Annotated in this window: 13 protein-coding genes; 2 read left to right on the top strand and 11 right to left on the bottom strand. The window is 38.3% G+C overall.

The genetic code is table 11. From position 1 onward, the window contains the following. Positions 1-2 precede the first annotated feature (2 nt). The 7 genes from ACTJKN_RS05795 to ACTJKN_RS05765 all read right to left on the bottom strand — a co-directional run bounded on the left by ACTJKN_RS05795 (position 3) and on the right by ACTJKN_RS05765 (position 13,597). Positions 3-1,544 (bottom strand): RagB/SusD family nutrient uptake outer membrane protein, encoded by a 1,542-nt coding sequence (locus tag ACTJKN_RS05795; RefSeq protein WP_440823414.1) that lies wholly within the window; start codon positions 1,542-1,544, stop codon positions 3-5. An 11-nt stretch (positions 1,545-1,555) separates the two neighbouring features. Next, positions 1,556-4,714, bottom strand: coding sequence for a SusC/RagA family TonB-linked outer membrane protein (locus ACTJKN_RS05790; protein WP_440823413.1), 3,159 nt, complete (start codon positions 4,712-4,714; stop codon positions 1,556-1,558). Positions 4,715-4,749: 35 nt separating this feature from the next. After that, a complete protein-coding gene (locus ACTJKN_RS05785) occupies positions 4,750-5,796 on the bottom strand; it encodes a DUF5007 domain-containing protein (protein WP_440823412.1) in 1,047 nt (348 codons plus the stop codon). Positions 5,797-5,800: 4 nt separating this feature from the next. Next, complete coding sequence (locus ACTJKN_RS05780) at positions 5,801-6,475, bottom strand: hypothetical protein (protein ID WP_440823411.1); 675 nt, start codon at positions 6,473-6,475, stop codon at positions 5,801-5,803. A gap of 14 nt (positions 6,476-6,489) precedes the next feature. After that, positions 6,490-8,088: a RagB/SusD family nutrient uptake outer membrane protein gene (locus ACTJKN_RS05775; protein ID WP_440823410.1), complete on the bottom strand. Its 1,599-nt coding sequence runs from the start codon at positions 8,086-8,088 to the stop codon at positions 6,490-6,492. Between the two features lie 17 nt (positions 8,089-8,105). Beyond that, complete coding sequence (locus tag ACTJKN_RS05770; RefSeq protein ID WP_440823409.1) at positions 8,106-11,099, bottom strand: SusC/RagA family TonB-linked outer membrane protein; 2,994 nt, start codon at positions 11,097-11,099, stop codon at positions 8,106-8,108. A 779-nt stretch (positions 11,100-11,878) separates the two neighbouring features. Continuing rightward, entirely contained in the window at positions 11,879-13,597 is a 1,719-nt protein-coding gene (locus tag ACTJKN_RS05765; protein WP_440823408.1) for an FAD/NAD(P)-binding protein, read from the bottom strand. A 376-nt stretch (positions 13,598-13,973) separates the two neighbouring features. Between ACTJKN_RS05765 and ACTJKN_RS05760 the strand changes: the two genes are divergently transcribed. Continuing rightward, positions 13,974-14,582 (top strand): DUF1543 domain-containing protein, encoded by a 609-nt coding sequence (locus tag ACTJKN_RS05760; protein ID WP_440823407.1) that lies wholly within the window; start codon positions 13,974-13,976, stop codon positions 14,580-14,582. Positions 14,583-14,587: 5 nt separating this feature from the next. Here the strand turns inward: ACTJKN_RS05760 and ACTJKN_RS05755 are convergent, their stop codons facing one another. The 4 genes from ACTJKN_RS05755 to serC form a co-directional block, all read right to left on the bottom strand. Further along, entirely contained in the window at positions 14,588-15,379 is a 792-nt protein-coding gene (locus ACTJKN_RS05755) for a lacto-N-biose phosphorylase central domain-containing protein (RefSeq protein ID WP_440823406.1), read from the bottom strand. Positions 15,380-15,560: 181 nt separating this feature from the next. Next, positions 15,561-15,707, bottom strand: a complete 147-nt coding sequence (locus tag ACTJKN_RS05750) for a hypothetical protein (RefSeq protein ID WP_165456383.1) — start codon at positions 15,705-15,707, stop codon at positions 15,561-15,563. Positions 15,708-15,730: 23 nt separating this feature from the next. After that, on the bottom strand, positions 15,731-16,852 hold the full coding sequence (locus ACTJKN_RS05745) for a DUF1015 family protein (RefSeq protein WP_440823405.1): 1,122 nt from the start codon (positions 16,850-16,852) through the stop codon (positions 15,731-15,733). A gap of 11 nt (positions 16,853-16,863) precedes the next feature. Then, positions 16,864-17,961 carry a 3-phosphoserine/phosphohydroxythreonine transaminase gene (gene serC / locus ACTJKN_RS05740; protein ID WP_440823404.1) on the bottom strand — a complete coding sequence of 366 codons (1,098 nt, stop codon included), beginning with the start codon at positions 17,959-17,961 and terminating at the stop codon, positions 16,864-16,866. A gap of 323 nt (positions 17,962-18,284) precedes the next feature. Here serC and ACTJKN_RS05735 point away from each other — a divergent pair, with 323 nt between their 5' ends. Then, positions 18,285-18,752 (top strand): Lrp/AsnC family transcriptional regulator, encoded by a 468-nt coding sequence (locus ACTJKN_RS05735; protein ID WP_230148021.1) that lies wholly within the window; start codon positions 18,285-18,287, stop codon positions 18,750-18,752. Positions 18,753-18,770: the final 18 nt, after the last annotated feature.

Here is an 18,770-nt window from a genome sequence, read left to right as displayed (position 1 = left end):
TATTAGTTCCAATAATTATTACCGATTAAATTTGGGTTTGCGCTACGCTCGGCAGCGGTAATGGTAAGCGGCCATGTCCAGGCACCTGCATTTAGGTTAGCTACCGACATTGGAGCATTGGTAAAATCAGAATTTAATACCCGCTTTGTTCTTACCAGATCGAAAAAGAACTGTCCTTCGCCAATTAGCTCCCTACACCTTTCTCTATAAATTTCGTCTTTTAAATCCTGTCCGTTCTGCGTAATTAATGGCGCATTGGCTGCTACAGTTACCCTATTTGCAAAATCTCTTGCTCCGCTTTCGTCGCCAAGTTCTGCAAGCGCTTCAGCAGTTAATAAATAGCAATCAGGCAACCTGAAAATAATGGCACTATCATCACTTGTGATGGATATTGCACTGCCCGATCCGGTTGAATAAATATTTGCAAATTTTTTAAACTGGAATGCTCCGCCTTGAGCATCATAGTTTTCAAACCAGGTGGTTATCCTTGCGTCCGCAGATCCCGGAGGGTAAAGTTTACGGATATAATCGGTTGAATAAGCTATAGAACTTTGCGTTTTCGTTACATTGCCCTGATATGGGTAATGTGATAAATAATAGGATAAACCTGCGGGCAAAGAAAATCCTTCGCCATAGTTAAAGTCTTGTAAAATGCCGAACAGGTTCTCAGAACTTCTTCCTTTAAAAACTTTGAGGGTATTGGCAGGGGTAATTGGCAGTATCTTATAATTACTATAAGTATCCAGTTCGGTAGCCAATGTTTTTACCGCATCATAATATTTGGTTTTAACCCCGGTATCCCATGCTGCAGCCCACATATTTAAATGCATTAACAGTGCCACTGCCGATGCTCTTGTAGGCCTGAAACCGTTAGATGTGGCATCATTATAGAAAGTAGGCAGATCATTTTTTGCCGCAGTCATATCTTCAATACACCTGTTCAATACCGTTACCTGCGGCGTTCTGCCCTGTGGAGTACTGTGGTAAGCATCTGTATAATAAATGGCATCGCCAAATAATTTACAGATAAACATGTAACTCAGGTTGCGCAAAAACACAGCCTCAGCCTTATAGCGTTTTTTATCGGCATCTGGCAAACTTGACGAAGGCACTTTATCAACTTCGAAGTATAAGATGTTGGCCGCAGCAACTACATCATACCATTCTTTCCAGCTCATGATGTTTTTCATCATGCTATTGAATCTTCCAGAACTGGCAACAAGAAATTTCATGTTGTTGCCAGTAAGTGCAATAAAGGTATTTGCACCATCGTTACTTAAGCTCCCTATGGCAACCTTATTCCCCCTCATTTCTAATGCGGGGAAGAATGCGCGGTCATCCTCATTAAAAAAGGTTGGTGTTCCTGCCACTTTTGATTTTAACCTTGAGTAAATCCCGTTTGTAAATCCCTCTACATCTTCACGTGTTTTCCAAAAATTGTTCCCACTCTGCGCTTCAATTGGTGTTACGTTTAGAAATTTTTTGCAGCCAAAGGCAGTAAAAACCAGTGCAGCAATCAGAATTATGTATTTTGTATTTTTCATCTGTCTAATTTTTAAAACTCAATGTTTAAACCTAATGTAAACTGCTTTGGTGAAGGGTAACCTCCTGAGTCATCTCTACCTAAACTGGTCACATTTTCAGGGTTTGGACCGGAGTAGCGTGTAATAAAGCCAAGGTTTGCTGCAGTAGCGTTGATACTTACCCTGTTCATTCCGAACCTGCTGGTAAATTTTTTATCAAAGATGTAATACACTTTAATCGAGTTTAACTTAAAGTAAGAGCCATCTTCCTGAAAAGCCGTTTGATTTAACCTAAAAGGGTCGATAATACCAGCACGCACAAAGTCAAGTGGGTTGGCATAAGTGGCATTCTGACCTGGTGCACTCCAATAGTTCAGCTGATCCAATGGTACCAAACTGCCTAACTGTTTGAAATTGGCATAGTTCTGTAATTGTTTACCTAAAGGGTTATTAATGATATCGCGAACCAGGGTAAAGGAAGTATTGACCTCTATACTCCAGTTTTTCCATTGCAGGTAGGAATAAAAACCTCCTGTTATCTGCGGCTGCGAATTACCCGCAATTACCCTATCGTTACCATCAAGTACATAATTTCCATCGAGATCGGTAAAAATAGGATCACCTGCTCTAAAATAATTCAAACGCCCGGTGCCGCCTACGCGGTAAGGCAAACCTGTATTTGGATCAACCGGAACCTGGGCATTGGTAGAGTAAACACCTTTTGTATTATATAGGTAATTAGATAATGAGTTGGTACCTAAGCGGTAATAAGTGTCTTGTTGTAAGGCTTTATCATAATAAATAAAATCTCTCAAATTATCAGGCAATTGTGCCAAAATTTCTCTGTTGATGGCCAAATTTGCTGATACTGTCCACTTAAACGGGCTTGTAGGACTTAGTGGGCGGGCAGTAGTTTGGAATTCCCATCCGTAGTTTACGTTACTGATTTCGTTAGAGGCAACTGTTTCAAATGAATTGGCACTTGAAATATCTTTGTATCTGAAAATATTATCATTTTGTTTATAATAGGTATCAAAAACAAATGAAAAACGGTTTTGGAACAAGCTAAAATCAACACCAGCATTGTAAGTGGTTGCTCTTGTAGGTTGTAAATCTAAATTTGGCAGCCTTTTTAGATCCAATATGATAGAATTGGCATTATTATAACGGTTTCCTCCTACATATTTACCATAGGCATCAAAAACTCCGCCTACCGGTTGAATGTTAGAACCATAACTTAAACGGATATCGGCATAATCGACCCATTTAATGTTCTGTAAAAACTTTTCTTTGTTAAAGTTCCATTTTAAGGCAAAAGATGGATTGGCAACATAGCGGGCATTTTCACCATTGGCCGAGTTGGCATCTAAACGGTAATTAATATCCAATACATATTTTTGTTTGTAGTTATAAGAAAATGCACCTGCAAAAGCCACGCTCCTGGCATCATTATAATCGATAGTTCCGCCCAAAGAGGTCAGGTAATCGGTCATGTTGGTTAAAGGCCCCCTTAATTGATCGTTAACTCCTTTTTCGTTCAAAATGGCATCGGCTTTAAAAAAGCTCGAGTTAATCTCCGTAAAAGCAAATAAGTTAAATGTATGCGAATCCTCACCTGAAGCATCTTTTAAACCATATACATAAGAGAACTGGTTACGGTTATACAACTTGGTGGCACGATCGTCATAAGTATAATATTTAGATTGATTTCCGTTTAATGCCGCTGGAGAAAAATTATCTTTAGTACCGGTACTATTTGTATAATTTAAGAAAGTGGCAATCCTGAAGTTCTTAAAAAGCTCGTATTCGGCATTAATGGTGGCAAAGGTTTGTAATGATTTATTGTCGTTATCCGTTTGCAGTTGTGCCAATACACCGCTTTGAGACGAAAATAAGGATGGTGAAGGCAATAAACTTGAGGCTTGACCTGTAGTTGACAAACCACTGTTTAACAAGCCATTACCACTACCTGTTTGTTGTTTTTGGATGGAGTTTTGCAACTGCCCGACCAATTTAAATTTAGGACTGGGATTATACTGCATGTTCATATTGAGGTTATACCTCGAGTAGCCCGTATTCTCCTGAATCCCGGTTTCATCATAAGCTCCTAAACCTACTTTATAGTTAAAAGCCACATCACCGCCCGAAATGTTTACATTATGGGTTTGGTTAAAGGTGTTTCTGTAAAAATAGGATTGCCAGTCGGTCGAGTTATTATAATATGCATTTAAACTATCAGCTAAAATGGGATTATAATTGATCATATCTATGGCATGATTGTAACTGGTATCATTCTGCAAAATCTGATCGATCCGCAACAAACGCTCACCTTTACCTCCAATAACGCTTCGTAATTGAGGAACCATTGAAAAGAAAGATGCACCCGTATAGCGGACTACCGGCACTTTAGAATTACCACGTTTAGTGGTTACTAAAATAACCCCATAAGCACCTCTGGATCCATATAATGAGGTAGCAGCGGCATCTTTTAATGTGGTAATGTCTTCAATATCCTCTGGTGGGATCTGCGAGATAGGTGATACACCCGGCCCTGCTTGCTGAAAACCGTACGAATAATTGGTATTGTCATCAACAGGTACACCATCAATTACAAACAATGGTGAAGTTGGGGTTAAGAAACTCGAACTTCCTGAACCTGATACGTTGATATTCGAAATACCACGTAAGGTAATAGACCCCCTGAAACCCGGTGCACCAGTATTATTTTGAATGTTAAGACCGGCAACTTTACCTTGTAAAAGCGACATAACATCACTCGCAGGCTGTCCTTGAATATCCTTACCCGAAATGCTTACAGTAGAACCTGTAGATAAAGTTCTGGTTTTAGTTTGATAACCTGCAGTAACCGTAACTTCTTTAAGGGTGGCGTTATCGCCCTGTAAAGTAAGGTTAATGGTGGTTCTTCCGTTTACCTTGATGGTTTGTGTTACGTAACTTAAATATTTAAAGGTAATTTCTGCATTTGATGCTACGGTAACCCTATAACGGCCATCGCCATCGGTTTGGCCCAAAACCCTGCCAGCGCTTAAAATGCTTACGCCTGGCATGGTTTCTTTCTTTTTTGATTCGCCGTCGTACACTGTACCTGTAACCGCAATTTGCTGTTGTGCCAGGGCGAGATTTTGCAAACCAAAAATCAATAAAATTACTATGCTGTAAAAATACTTCATTGGAAATATGTTTTGTTTGGATTTAGTTTGTTTCATCAGTCGTTATCAAATTTTGGTTTGTCGTTCTTGAACTGAAAGATAATTTCCCAATCTCCCTCCTCGTAGATCTTGAAATTTAGGGCGAGATAACAGTGGAGTAAAACCGCACCAAATGCCTGCCTGTCGAACCTGAATACCACCCTTGCCGCACCACCGTCTGTAGTGGTATATTTTGTAGGATATGCGGTTAAAGGAATCGGATAAGCTACATCAAACTTTACTTTAGTGGCATCTTTTACCATATTGAAACCATGTACCAAATTGCCCCAATCGGTTAAAGCGAACTTATTTGGATCGATAACCTGAGCGAGCGTATCTATAAATTTGAAACTGATGCTATGTCCGGAATAGCCAGGCAACCCTTTTGGCAGTTTATTAAACACCACGGCCACATCACTTGATGATAAGAACTGATTGGTTCTTGTACCGGTAATAAATAAGCCTGCAGGACTAACAGAGGTTGATGTTCCCTGCCCTGTTATCGGATCTAATGGCGATGGCTCATAAGGGCGTTCGCGCAGTGGACTCAGACGGAAATTCTGAAAATATTTCCTTCCACCGGTATTCGACATTTCTACATCAAAAACATAACCCGAATCTGGTTGTGCTTTAATCATGTTGGAATTGGCCTCTGCCCACATTAAAAACTCACCGGAATGCGGACGTACTTCAAACAAAGGGTGGTTTTCGATTACACGTTTAGCCTCAATTTCGGCCAGCGATTTTTCCGTGCCATCATAAGCCGTTTTCCATACTTTAACCGGATAAAGTTTGGTTAGTTCAGGAGCAGGCTCGCCACCAAAGGTGCGCATATTCACAATTTTAAAATCCAGAGGTCTGCTCGAGTTGCCGTAGGTAAAATTGTTGGTAAATAAGGTATTTCTACCCAATGTAGGCTGATAGAGATATTGTGTGTACTGACTATCATTAGCGATAGACAGTCTATTATCAGGTAAATTTTTCTTGCAGGATACCAATACGAGCATCAAGCCTGTTAGCATTATCGCTACACTAAGAAAGTATTTTTTAGTTTTCATCTTCATAAGGCTATTGGTTTAATCTGTATGTAAATTCATCAAACCCAAAGTTGTGAAGCGGGGTTAAAATGTTTATGGTCGCATTATTGGTTTTGATATTAATGGCGTTGGTATTGGTGGTTATCCAGTTAAGCCTAATGGTTGAGCCATACATGTCGCTATATTCGAGTGTAGTGGCACCACCACCTACAAAACCTGATGCATTTGCCTGTAGCGCTTTTACATGCATAGGATAATTGGAGGCTACTGTTGTAACCGAAATACCATCAACCGTACTGGCATAAGTAGCAGATGTTAAGTTTCCCCTTATAATATATTTTGAAAGCATAAATGCCAGTTCCAACGGATCTGCGGTGCCCAAATAAACAGGCGCTTTCCCTTCCGCTTTTCTGGTTTGGTTCAAATACTTAACCGATGCCGCGAAATTTTCATTTACCGGTGCAAACAGGGTTACTTTCTGATTGGTTAAAGAATCCTTCAAAAAAGGAAAACGGTCCAATACCAAAAGCAGCGAATCAAAAGTGTTCGGTTTCGATTTTAAATAATCTACTGCGGTTCCTTTATAGGTTTGTACCGTATTGGTATAATCGTAATAAGGAGAATCGTTTTTTTTGCAGGCACTTAAATAAATACCCATTACGGCTATTAGCAACAATAGGCTATGCTTATATAATTTCTTTTTCATGATCTTCTGATTGATTATTGCCAGTATGGATTTTGGGTAACCGATGGATTTGCATTGATTACATCTTGAGATACCGGCCAGTAAACACCTCCTGCGCGCTCAAACTGCGTGAATGTAAGTGACACACCGTTTTTCTTGATGAAGGTGCCGGTAGCATTTTTGAGCCTGTTGTAACGTACAATGTCGTACCATCTCCAGCCTTCGCCCATTAACTCTCTTCTGCGTTCTTCAAAAATGGCATCAACCAAATCTTTGCCAGATGCAGCGTTATAAGTAACCGTTCCTCTTAAATTGGCTGCTTTATTCAGTGCCGAAATAGCTTCGTCACGCTGCCCCAATACGGCACAGGCTTCGGCCCTAAGCAAGGTAATTTCCTCAATGCGGCTAAACAGCATGGTAGAACTGAACAGGGTTAAGTTACCAGAAGTTTGAGCCGTGTAAATCACTTTGATTTTGTTAAAAATAGGCTGCTCTGAAGGGAAATTGTAAAAATAATTTGTACGGTATAAGCCTGTAACAGGGTTAATGCTAAACCTTAAATCTCCCGGATCGCTAAATATTTTAAGGATACTATCCTTTGGCACAAACATTTCAGGCTGTGTTTTAGGAATAAACGGCGATGCCAGGGTTAACTGCTCAATGTGGCCGTTAGCAGTTGATAAACCATTACCTGCCTCAAATGGAAAACCAACCAGTACCGTTGCGCGTTTAAACGCAAATGGGCTATAGTAGTTTACGTTCTCAGTAAGGGCGTCCATATCCAGATAAACAATCCCGTTAGAACCACTTCCGTTAGATTTAGTATAGTTATCCAATACAAATTTTGAATAGGTAGCTGCATCCAGGTAATTGCCCTGCCAGGCCGCAATGTGGGCCAAAATAATATAGGCTGATAACCGGGTAAAAATATTGCCGTTCCAGCTTGCCCAGCCTGCACCATAATAAAGGCCAGGTAAAATAGGGTCATCGCCGCCATATTTAAAAGGTACCACCTGTGCTGCAGCCAATAGCTCGGTTGTTGCAAACTGTAAAACTTTCTCTTTAGCTGTTCTTGGTAACTGTACAAAATCACCATCGTGCGATGAGGTTAACAAAGGCACATCGCCCCAGATCCTTACCATATAGAAATAGGCAAATGCCCTTAATATTCTGGCTTGTGCTACATCTACATTATTGTTTATCTGCGTATAACGCGAATCTAATGGTATAATCTGTTTAGAGCGCTCAATAAATAAACTCGCAGCATTAACTACGGCATAAAACCTGCGCCAGTTGGTAATCCTGTTAATTACAGGGTACTGCGCATTTAACTGCCCCGTAACAATAGATTTAAGATCTGCCCTGTTGGTGATCTGAAAATCGCCCTGACGTAAATCGCCCATTAACCAATGGGTATTATCTGATACCGTAGCCGAACGCATCAGGCCATATACCGAAAGTAAGTTTGCGCGGGCGTCTTCCAGCGTTTTCCAGTTACTTTCTTCGGTAGCTAATCTTGTTGATTGTACATCATCAATTTTCTTACAGGAGAAATTACCCATACCAACCATGGTTAGTATTAACACTAGGGTAACCGACCTGTAGATACTAATTTTATAATTAGAATATTTCATATCAATAATGGTATATTTTATAAATCGAGTTTGAAGCCTAAAACAAATGTTCGTGGGATGGTGATATTTGCACCGTCGTATATTCCGTTGTAATTGATCAGTTCTGGATCAACACCTGAAAAATTGGTCAGTGTAAATACGTTTAAGGCTGTAGCATATAAATAAGCTCTCCTGATTTTCCCACCGGCTTTTTTGAATAAACCTGTTTGACCAAAATCATAACCCAGGGTAACCGATCTTAATTTCACATAAGAAGCACTTTCTAAAAACAGATCCTGATCGGTACGGTAAGCATCTACAGGGCTCCATGGATTGTATATCGGATAATTTTTCTCGTTATCGAACGATTGCCATGAAGAAACTTCTTTAACCGAGTTGATATCGTTTCCAGCCTCGCGGTTTACAAAACCGTAACGGGTTGCCTCGTATTGGTTAATGGCTTTTTGTCCCGCAGCAAAAATGAAATTGAAGTTTAAATCAAAGTTTTTGTAAGCAATGGTATTATTCCAGCCGCCCACAAATTTTGGTAATCTATCGCCGGTTAGTACTTTGTCTTTACTGTCGATGCGGTTATCATTATTGTAATCAACCCATTTCGGATCACCGGCTTTTAAAGGAATACCGTTAAAAGTTCTTCCGGCAGGTACTTCAGCATCCCTGTTATAAATACCCTGGTTGGTGTATAACCAATAACTGCCTACCGATTTTCCGACCTGTAACTTATTGTCATTCTGGTAAATTAATTCGTTTAAGCCCTCTGGCAATGCAGAAAGTTTATTTTTGTTATAGCTTAAATTTAGACCAGTATTCCAGGTTAAGCCATTGCTTTGTTGTAACACCGCAGCATTAACCAAAAATTCTACCCCTTTGTTATTGATATCCATACCCGATTTATATTGGGTTGAATAACCTGTTTCAACGGCTACGGGCAATCCAATTACGCTGTTTTTATCTTCACGGTTATATACCGTTATGGCAGCATTGATGCGGCTGTTTAAAAAAGATGCATCCAAAGTTACACTCGTACGATCTGCATAAGGTAAACTGATGTTATAACCAATAAAACCACTATTGTATGGGCGGTTAATGCCCAATAGGCCACCATAACCGGGTATAGTTGGCTCTTCTTCCCATCCATTTTCTGAACGATACTGTGGTCCTGCAGCAAAACGGTCATCCTGGAAAACCCTTAAAGTTCTGCCCCAGCCTGCGCTTAAATGTAATGCATCAATTATGCTACTGCCTTTTAGAAACTGTTCTTTTAAATTCCAGTTGGCATTAAATGCCGGGGTAGTTACCCAACGGCTATCTGGCTGACCATTAGAGGTACCATCTCTTCTCAATAAAGCACTAAAGGTAAACAGGCTTTTATAAGCGTATTTTGCCGATCCATAAAACGACATTAAATTATTACGCTCCTTATCTATGTACCTGAATACATAAAAATTGCCATTAGATAGTACGTTGAGGTAATCTGGGTTATCAGATCCATCTTTGGTAGGGTTACCATCTACAAAAGTCAGTTTTACATAATCATTCGGGCCATTGTAGGCTCTTGCATAATTATATTTGTAGGTATCGCCCTGTAAACTCTGTCCAAGTTCCAAATCAATAACATGGTTTTTATTGATATCATATTTATAGCTGATACTGTTGTTGAGTGAAACCCTTTGGCTATAACCAAAATAGTTAGAAATATAACTGATACCCGCCAGCAAGGTTGAGGGTATAAAATAATCCCTGATCCCTTCATTGTAATTGAACAAGCCTGTGGTAGAGATTACAAATTTATTTACCTTTGCACTTAAGGTCAGGTTTCCGTTTAATACTGTAGAGCGGTTGTTATCTACATTTCTATCATTTTGAGTGAGGTATGTAGCATAAGACTCTGCATTTGGAGAAAGTGGGCTGCTTAAATCGGGGATGTAGCGTGTTTCGGCAAAACGATCCCGCAAACTTTTGTTCCTGTTACGGTCTAAACGGGCCGTATTAACCGTACTTGATACAGTAAGCCATTTAAAAGGTGCCATATTTATCCCGAAAAACAAATTATACCGGTTTAATCCTGTCTCATCAGCATTACCTGCATTCTTAGTCCCTGAACCAAAAAACCTGAAATTTGCCCTTTCCGTTCCACCTGTAATCCCTAAATCGGCAGAAAATGTCGGTGTATTCTGGTAATATAAATCTGTCCAGTTTGAAGGGCCAAAATAAGCCACATTTGTAGAATCTCTTAAATAAGAAGCAGGGTTGCCTGTTGGATTGTATTTTTGATAAAACTGGTTCCTGAAATTGTTCTCATAAACCCCATTAATGGTATTTACCTTTGGCGCGGCTACATAACCAAAATAAGAATTTAGGCTGATGTCTCTCAGACCCGCCTTTGCATTTTTAGTAGTAATATATATAGCTCCATTAGCCGCATTTGGTCCAAGTTTGGCCAGTTCGAAAGGATCTTTAATTACAGTAATAGACTGAATATTATTGATATCTACCTGTGATAAAAGATTGGTTGCTGGCCCTATTCTGTTGTAGTCATATTTCTGAACATCAAATGCAAAAGGATTATCGGCTACCAAAGGTACGCCGTTTAAATAAATGGCGGGCTGTAAAGCATAAATGTCTTTCTTGTTAAACAACAGGCCCGATGTTCCCTGAACAATAATGCTCTGCTCAGTTCCAGGCTCGCCGTTTGGTTCTTGTACATAAACCCCAGCTAAATTGCCTTTGATAATTTGTTGTAACGATAAATTCGGAACGGGTGTTGAGGAACGGATATTAACCGTATCGCGAACAGTTTTAAATTTCTGTAGTGCCTTAATCATTTGACCGATGGTATCGGTCTTTATCGAATAGGCGGATGAATCTTTTTTAGCTTTAGTCGTATCTTGTTGAAATACAAAGGTGTTTTTAATACCTGTACCGAGCCATGCCTTGTGGGCATATAAAGATTGTAATCCAAAAACAGATAAAAACAAGGCGATACAAACGCTTGTATAAATTTTAACCATTTTATTAGTTTAATTAAGTTTAAGTGTTTAAAAAAGTAATCTCGATTGTTAAGATGTAAGAAAGAAGCGATCTCGATTTGAGATTTTTGGGCAAAGCAATGCCTCAAGACAAAAAGTAAAATTTTTGATCATGGAATGTGGTTTAAGATTGATTAATATTAATTCTTAATGCAACCTATCTTGCATCAGAATGATTAGTTTTTGTTTGCTTGTTTGTTATATCCCTTGGTTAGAGGTTCTTTGGTTATTTTAATTACTATTTGTTTTCTTGTTGGTTGACAAGATTCTTTTTGCTCGTAATACTAAAATAAAATATCGGCTAGTTATGATTTGTTAATGCAAGGTATATATTAAGAAAGTTGTTTTTTATTTTTTCTTAACGCAAACGTTTGCTTAAAAAAAGCCTGATAAGCAAAGCCATAAATGGCTATACGCATTGAACAGCGGTATTAATCAACTAATTTTTATACTTTTTATAAACGATATTCTAATAACGAATAACTGTTACGGAAAAAGCTTTAAATGATAGTTTGATTGGATACTAAAATTAGGTTTAAAGAATCATATCCAAGCTCGCTTATACCCAGAAATGCTATACCGTTTTTATAAATTTTGTAATCCTAAAGAGACATTACGCAAATTAAGCGCAAACGTTTGTTTTTTCACACAAAACAAGCCATAACACCTCATCAGGCAATTTTTTATTTAAAAGCAATTAAATAAAATGTACTATTTTTAAGTAATTTCTGTTCTTAATTATCAAATAGTAGAAAATTTTATTAAGTAAGCCTATTCTCGCCTAAAACACGCTTCAATACCGCTTCAGATGCGGCTTCACAGAAATCGATCCCAGAATAATCGGGGTTGTAACCACCAATGTATGGAACGGCCATAATGTAAATTCTTTCATTCACCTGCCCCGCCTCATTAACCACCTGAAAATGATCGTTGATGGTAATACCAGGCACAGTTAAAAAGTAAGTATTGCCTTTCCTTATCACTAAATTATTATGCTTCATTTCTGCTTTTCCGTTCTGAGCAGACTGGAACTGCAACGTGGCCGGACTAACCGTTCCATTCTTGATTAAACTTTTAAATGGAAAATCATCGAAAGAAAGACGCGGCTGACCAACACAATCGATAAAGGTATCGAAATGAACGGTTATCTCTCGATCATCTACCTTATAATGATAATCTGCACCGCCTGTTTTTAACGGTTCAACTTCAGCATCGTCTCCAACAGCAACAATACTTAAAACACCTGCATCATGTAGTGCCAGTAATTCTCTGCACGAACTTTGGGGTACAAATGCAATTACAATAGAAATAAGTGGCATTAACACCTTTTGGAGCCGCTCCATATCTTCGGCAGAAAGGTATTTTGCAGGGTAGTTCATGGCAAAACTTAAAACGGCTAGGGCTTCTTTCCAATAAATAGATTTCCGTTTTTCTATAGATTTTTCTGCCTCCTCATATTCTTTCTTAAAAAGATCGAAGGGTTCCATTTTTTCTCTGAAACCCATCATCGCCTCCACAAACCCTTCCAGATTCATTGCTTTGATCTGTTCGTAAAAAGCCGGATCTTTTTCAATAAACATTTCCTTGAAATTCTTTTCAAATACAAAATCCAAAGGTAAAAACCCTCCGTTCTTAGCTATACTCGCCTGAATTTCGACTTTGCTGAGCGTTCCTTCCTTTCCTAAATGCGAATCTTCCAGATGAAAGCGAATGGCAGGCAATAAACCACTACGAGAATGCATTACAATTTTAAATCCCTCGCTTTCTAAATGATAGGCGTAGGTTCCATCTTCATTGTCTGTAAACTTTCCATTTTGCCTGGCCAGCGTTCTTAAGGCATCAATCGCCGTTAATGATGAACCCATAATGCCAACAGCGTGGTTAAGTTTTAACGCTATTTTTTTAGGTGGGTATGGAGAATCGAAATAATTGGGAATCCTGCCCTCATATTTTTTAGGCCAATTGTGCCCGGTACAGATAATAACCTGATCGAAATAAAGTTTATCATGGTTTTGAACACATACGGCCACTGTATTGTCATCAGGAACATCAATAATATCTTCTACTATGCAATTTAGGTGGACATTGGTTTTGATTCCTTTTTTAGCCGCAGCTTTTTTCAGGAGATTAAACTGGGCCGATAGGTATTCGCCGAAAAACAGCCTGGGCAATACTTTGTATTCGTTAAATTTCTCGTCGCTGATATTAAACTTTTTTAAAATACTTTTTGGAGCAATTTTCACCCAATCTTCAATGGAGTTGAATATGACCGGAATTTCATTATCTGATACATTGGTTATATGTTCTACATTAGCTCCTTCGGCACTATAAGGCATACCTGCTCCCAAATAATTTTTGCGTTCGAAGATATCTATTTCAAAGTTGGCGGCTTTAGCTTCTGTTAATCTTTTATACATGAAAAGGCCACTTGGCCCGCCGCCTATAATAGCGATTCTTTTGTTTGCAGTAGCTGTATTCATTTATTCTTGACGCGTTTTATTTAGTTGGTGAAAATAGCAGGTGATAACCTGTAGGTGATATAATCCTAAAAAAGCGAAATTGTTTTACCTTTTTCCCACAGAAACACGGAATAATTGTCATGGTTGTCTTCCTGAGGGTTAATTTATCGTATAAGAATTAATATAAGCGATGAGGAATCGTCATTGCGAAGCCAATTTTTCATTGGATGAAGCAATCTTAATGCGGTCGCTATAACACATATATGTCTATAAATTAAAGATTCTTCACTGCGTTCAGAATGACAGCAGAAAGAACTTCGGCATTTAGCTTTGTGTTCTCTGCGTCCTCTCTTTGTGTTCTCTGCGGTTAAAAGAAGATAGAAATCACAAACCAATTATGATTGTAGCTGTTAAGAGAAAAGGCAATCAATTAAATATGGGCGAACAGCAACCTAAACTATACATGCTTTTATTGGGATCGAAAGCACCGAAAAGAAATGTAGAACAGCACGATTATTTCTTTGGCATTGCCCATTCGCTGAAAGCGCTTGTTCCCGAAATTAAAGCGTTTTGGCCCGAAGCAGGAGCCAGTATCCATATTGATGGCTGGCGGGAAGTGACTAAGGTAGATAATTATGAAGTTAACATTAAATTAAGAGAGAACCATACTCCCCTTTCTGCTAATAAACTATTTTTTATCAACCTTGGTGGCTACCAATCGAACCAACTGTACGAACAACATTATATTGTTTTATCAGTACATGACGAAAGGGCCAAAGCTATACAGGAGGCAAAGAAAACGGTATTCTTTAAAACCAATTCGATAAAAGGCGCCAATGCACACATTGATGAAAAGTATGGCATTGATGTAGACGATATTTATAAAATTGAAGATATTTTAAGCGAAGAATCGAAACAAAAATACCATATCGAAATAAAAACATCTTCAGGCGATTTACCTGAAGATGAAATTCATTTAGGTTATCTTAAACTAGATAAACTTTAACAGCATTATTTTTTCGAAAGTTTTTTTAACCACGCCACTACGTCAGCAGCCGCTTTATCATTTTCGAACCCCATTTCTTTTGGTAAACGTCCGTTAACATATTCGTCATACAACCATGGGTCGGCAATGGCAACTACTGTTCCTTTACCATATTTAGCCGAAGCAATAACAGTTGCATTAGCCGCATTTTTCAAAACTGGTTTTGCACCATTCTTGGTTTCAATAGCGCAAACATCTTTCATAAATATTTTTTGCGCCGTTTTAAATACCGGATTGTTTTTGGTTAAAATGGCACCATCTTCAAAATGTTTATCATCAATAACATGGTTTTGCATCTCATTGCTAAAGTGCATACCAAATACATTGGCTAGTTTATTAAAGTGTAGCAACTCCACGTTTGCACTATCGTTAGCAAACATTACCAATATGCCTCCTTGTTTTACCCATGCAGAAATTTCAGTGATATCTGCCGCCTGTATATAATTTGGTTTTGGGTTTTCTTTTGGTCGATCAGGATCTACAATTAGATATACATCAGTTCCTTTTAACTTGGCCGCAGTAGGAGCAGTTTCTAAAGAATCTAACTTAAAGCCTTGTTTCTTAAAGATGTTTCCTAAAATAAAGAAATTCCCATAATCGCTTTTGCCCCATAAATAATGAAAACGCTCTACCTCCCCCGCTTTATTTTTTCGGGTTTCGCGATTAAAAAAATAATCTAAAGTAACGGTTTGTGCACTCGCCAGAACAGATGAGCAAATTAAAATAGAAAGTGTGCAAACTCTAAAAAGTATTTTCATAAAATATATCGGGCTAAATTGTAAATATCAATAACCCAAAAGTATAAAATTTAACTATAATGAAATTGCTATAATCAACCTCTACAGGCATAATCACTATAAAACTTACCCAACGTAAAGCTAAATTGATTTACCACAACAAAAAAAATACCGTGCCCGCCCTTAAAATCAATATAACAGGTTAAAGCCAATGCAGGTAATCTTGCTCTCCATCATTTTTTTTCTTGTTTACTTTAAGGCGCTTTTTGTACAAAGCCACTAAAAAGAAAGCAATTATCAGAAAGGTAGCGCCTATCTGTGCTATACTTTCTAAATCGAGATCGAACATATCGTTTGTTTTAAGTTTAACTATTAATTTACCCTTACCTGTTCTCCTTTCGCCGTTATGGCCACCGGGCTACTCGCCATAAACCCCTGGGGGATCTTAGGCGCTATCCAGGTAGATTTGGGCGGCAAAAACTCACCCTTTTCTGCCGTGGTAATAAATGCATCCGCTGTCATCGGAAAAAGAGAAAAACCAATTGATGTTTCATCGTGATTCAACTCAGCAAGAAATTGATACCATTTGCAATCCGGAAAGCAGACTAGTCTTTCGTCTTCCTTTGGTTTATTGATACCCAGCACGGCCGACAGGATTTTATCTTGTAAAATCACCGTATCTGGCACTTCTGACAATGCAATAGAAGCTTTATTTAAATCCAGTTGGTACCATTCGCCTTTAAAACAAAGGCCTAACCTGTTCTTCTGATCAGGTTTATAAGCTTTGTTATTGGGAATTTTTGAGATATAATAATAAGCTTTCAGTTTTTCCATCAGCAGCGAATAAGAAATATCTACACCCGAAACCACTCTATGAAAGGCATCTATCGAAATTACATCAGCAGAAACAAAAAGCGAACTAATTTGCTGAACTATGTTTTTCTGCAACGAACAGGCTGCTTCCAAACGATGATGACCATCGGCCAGGTAAACCGCATGAAGTTTCATAAACGCTTCAACAAATTTTTCAATAATATCTTCTTCCAATACCTGATAAAGAAAATGTCCCATCTGCGACCATTCGCTTACCAAAGGTTTACGCGTACACACCACAAAATCGATAAGCGCATCTAAAGTTTTATCTTTTTTATGGACCAATAAGATTGGCGATTTTTGCGTTGCTTTATTTTTACGATCGATTTTAAGCGATTCTACTTTCGATGATACCGTTTCTTCGTGCCTTTTAATTGCATTTACTGGCGTTTGAGAGAGATCGGTAGCTGCCCAAATTCCCCTCATTATACCAAATTCGCTACGGAACTCGTAAACATAAATGGCAGGCCGATCATCTAAAGGACATCCGAATAGATTAAGCAGGTCTTCAAACGACAGCTGTTCATTTTTATGCACCTTACCATTTACCTGATCAGAAATCATCAGATCAAAGATGTCTTTACCTGGCTGTAATGCCTTTAAAGGAGAGATTTTTATCATCGTTTAACAGATTATTCGAATTCAAGAACTGTTTTATCAGTGTATATTTTTTCAAAACTGGCCATTGCATTTACCAATACTTCAACGCTCGATAATGGAAGCGCATTGTAGAGTGAGGCTCTAAATCCACCCACTGTTCTATAGCCTTTAATACCAACAATTCCCTGATCTGCTGCAAATTTTAAAAACCCGGTTTCTACCTCTTTGTTACTGGCTAAGAAAGTAACGTTCATTCGAGAACGATGCTCAACATCGGCCGTACCATAAAAAAGCGGATTCCGGTCTATTTCGGCATATAATAATTTTGCCTTTTCTATATTTCTTTGCTCTATTCCATTAACGCCACCCTGGTCTTTCAGCCACAATAAATTAAGCATGGACACATAAATAGAAAAAACCGGCGGGGTATTGTACATGCTCATATTATCGCGGAATACCCGATAATCCAACATTGATGGAATTTCTTTTTTGGCCTGGTTAAGGAATTCATTTTTAGCAATGACCAAGGTCATCCCAGCTGGCCCCATATTTTTTTGCGCTCCTGCATAAACAAGATCAAAATCGGTGATGTTAATTTTTCTGGAAAAAATATCTGATGACATATCGCATATCAACGGCGCACCGGCAGTAGGGAAATCAAATATTTCTGTCCCCTCAATCGTATTATTTGAAGTACAATGCAGATACGCAGCTTGCTTATCATTATTAAAATCAACCGGGATATAAGCATAATCTTTATCTTTCGAAGAAGCCACTAGTTCTACTTCCCCAAACAATTTGGCCTCTTTAATGGCTTTTTGTGCAAAATACCCGGTATCAAGATAAGCGGCTTTTTTTCCTTCACTCAAAAAATTCATTGGAACCATAGCAAATTGTGTACTGGCCCCACCCTGCAAAAAAAGTACTGAATAGTGATCGGGAACAGACAATAACTCGCGCACCAAAAGCTGGGTTTTAAGTACCACATCTTCAAATTCCGGCGATCGATGAGAAACTTCTAAAATAGATAAACCCATCCCTCCCCAATTGATTACAGCCTGAGCTGCTTGTTCCATTACAGATGACGGCAATATGCATGGGCCGGCACCGAAATTGTGTTTTTTATGCATGAGAAAAATAATATTCGGTTAAATTAATTACAGCGTAAAGATCAGTAGTTAAGCAAATTATACCGCAACAACTTATTTTTTTGGTAAAAATTATTTTTTATCAAAGCCTAAACATCCTAAAAATTTGGTTTGGCATATCAGGAAAATAAGCTGGCAGAATATAATTTTTATTTCCAGTCCATAATTTTTACCATTATTGTAATATATACACTAAGTACATTTTTAAATAACGACAATAAATTATATAAATATACCTTATTTTAACTATTTTTAGGCTACACAAAAGCGAACAAAAAAGAAACAATTATACACTAAGTATTTACATGCAACCTCAAAAAGTTGATCAGACTGATATCGAAATCCTAAATCTTTTACAACGTGATGGATTATTAACCTATAAAGAAGTTTCGGGGAAGCTTAGAAAAAGCATGACCCATATTGTAGACCGCATTAAAAAACTGCGGTCAAATGGCTACATCAAATCAACAGTTGCCATTGTAGACATAGATAAGCTCAGGTCACATTTTATAGCCTTTCCGCACATTCAGCTTACCACACATTCAGAAGATATTGTAAGGGCGTTTAAGGCCGAAATGGAAAAATACCCAGAAGTGATGGAGTGTTATCACCTCACCGGACATTTCGATTTTATGCTTAAAGTAGCCATGCCCGATATGGTTTCTTACAACAATTTCCTCAGGGATAATATAGGCGCACTGGCTTATGTAGGAAATATCCAGAGCTTTTTGGTACTGAATCAATCGAAAGCAGAAACCGCGTATGCTTTGTAGATCGGTTAACCGGTTAAT

This window comes from Pedobacter sp. 22163 (assembly GCF_052045595.1).
In the GTDB taxonomy this organism is placed as follows: Bacteria; Bacteroidota; Bacteroidia; order Sphingobacteriales; family Sphingobacteriaceae; genus Pedobacter.
Note: the sequence above shows the minus strand (reverse complement) of the source record. Positions and strands in the feature narration are given on the sequence as shown.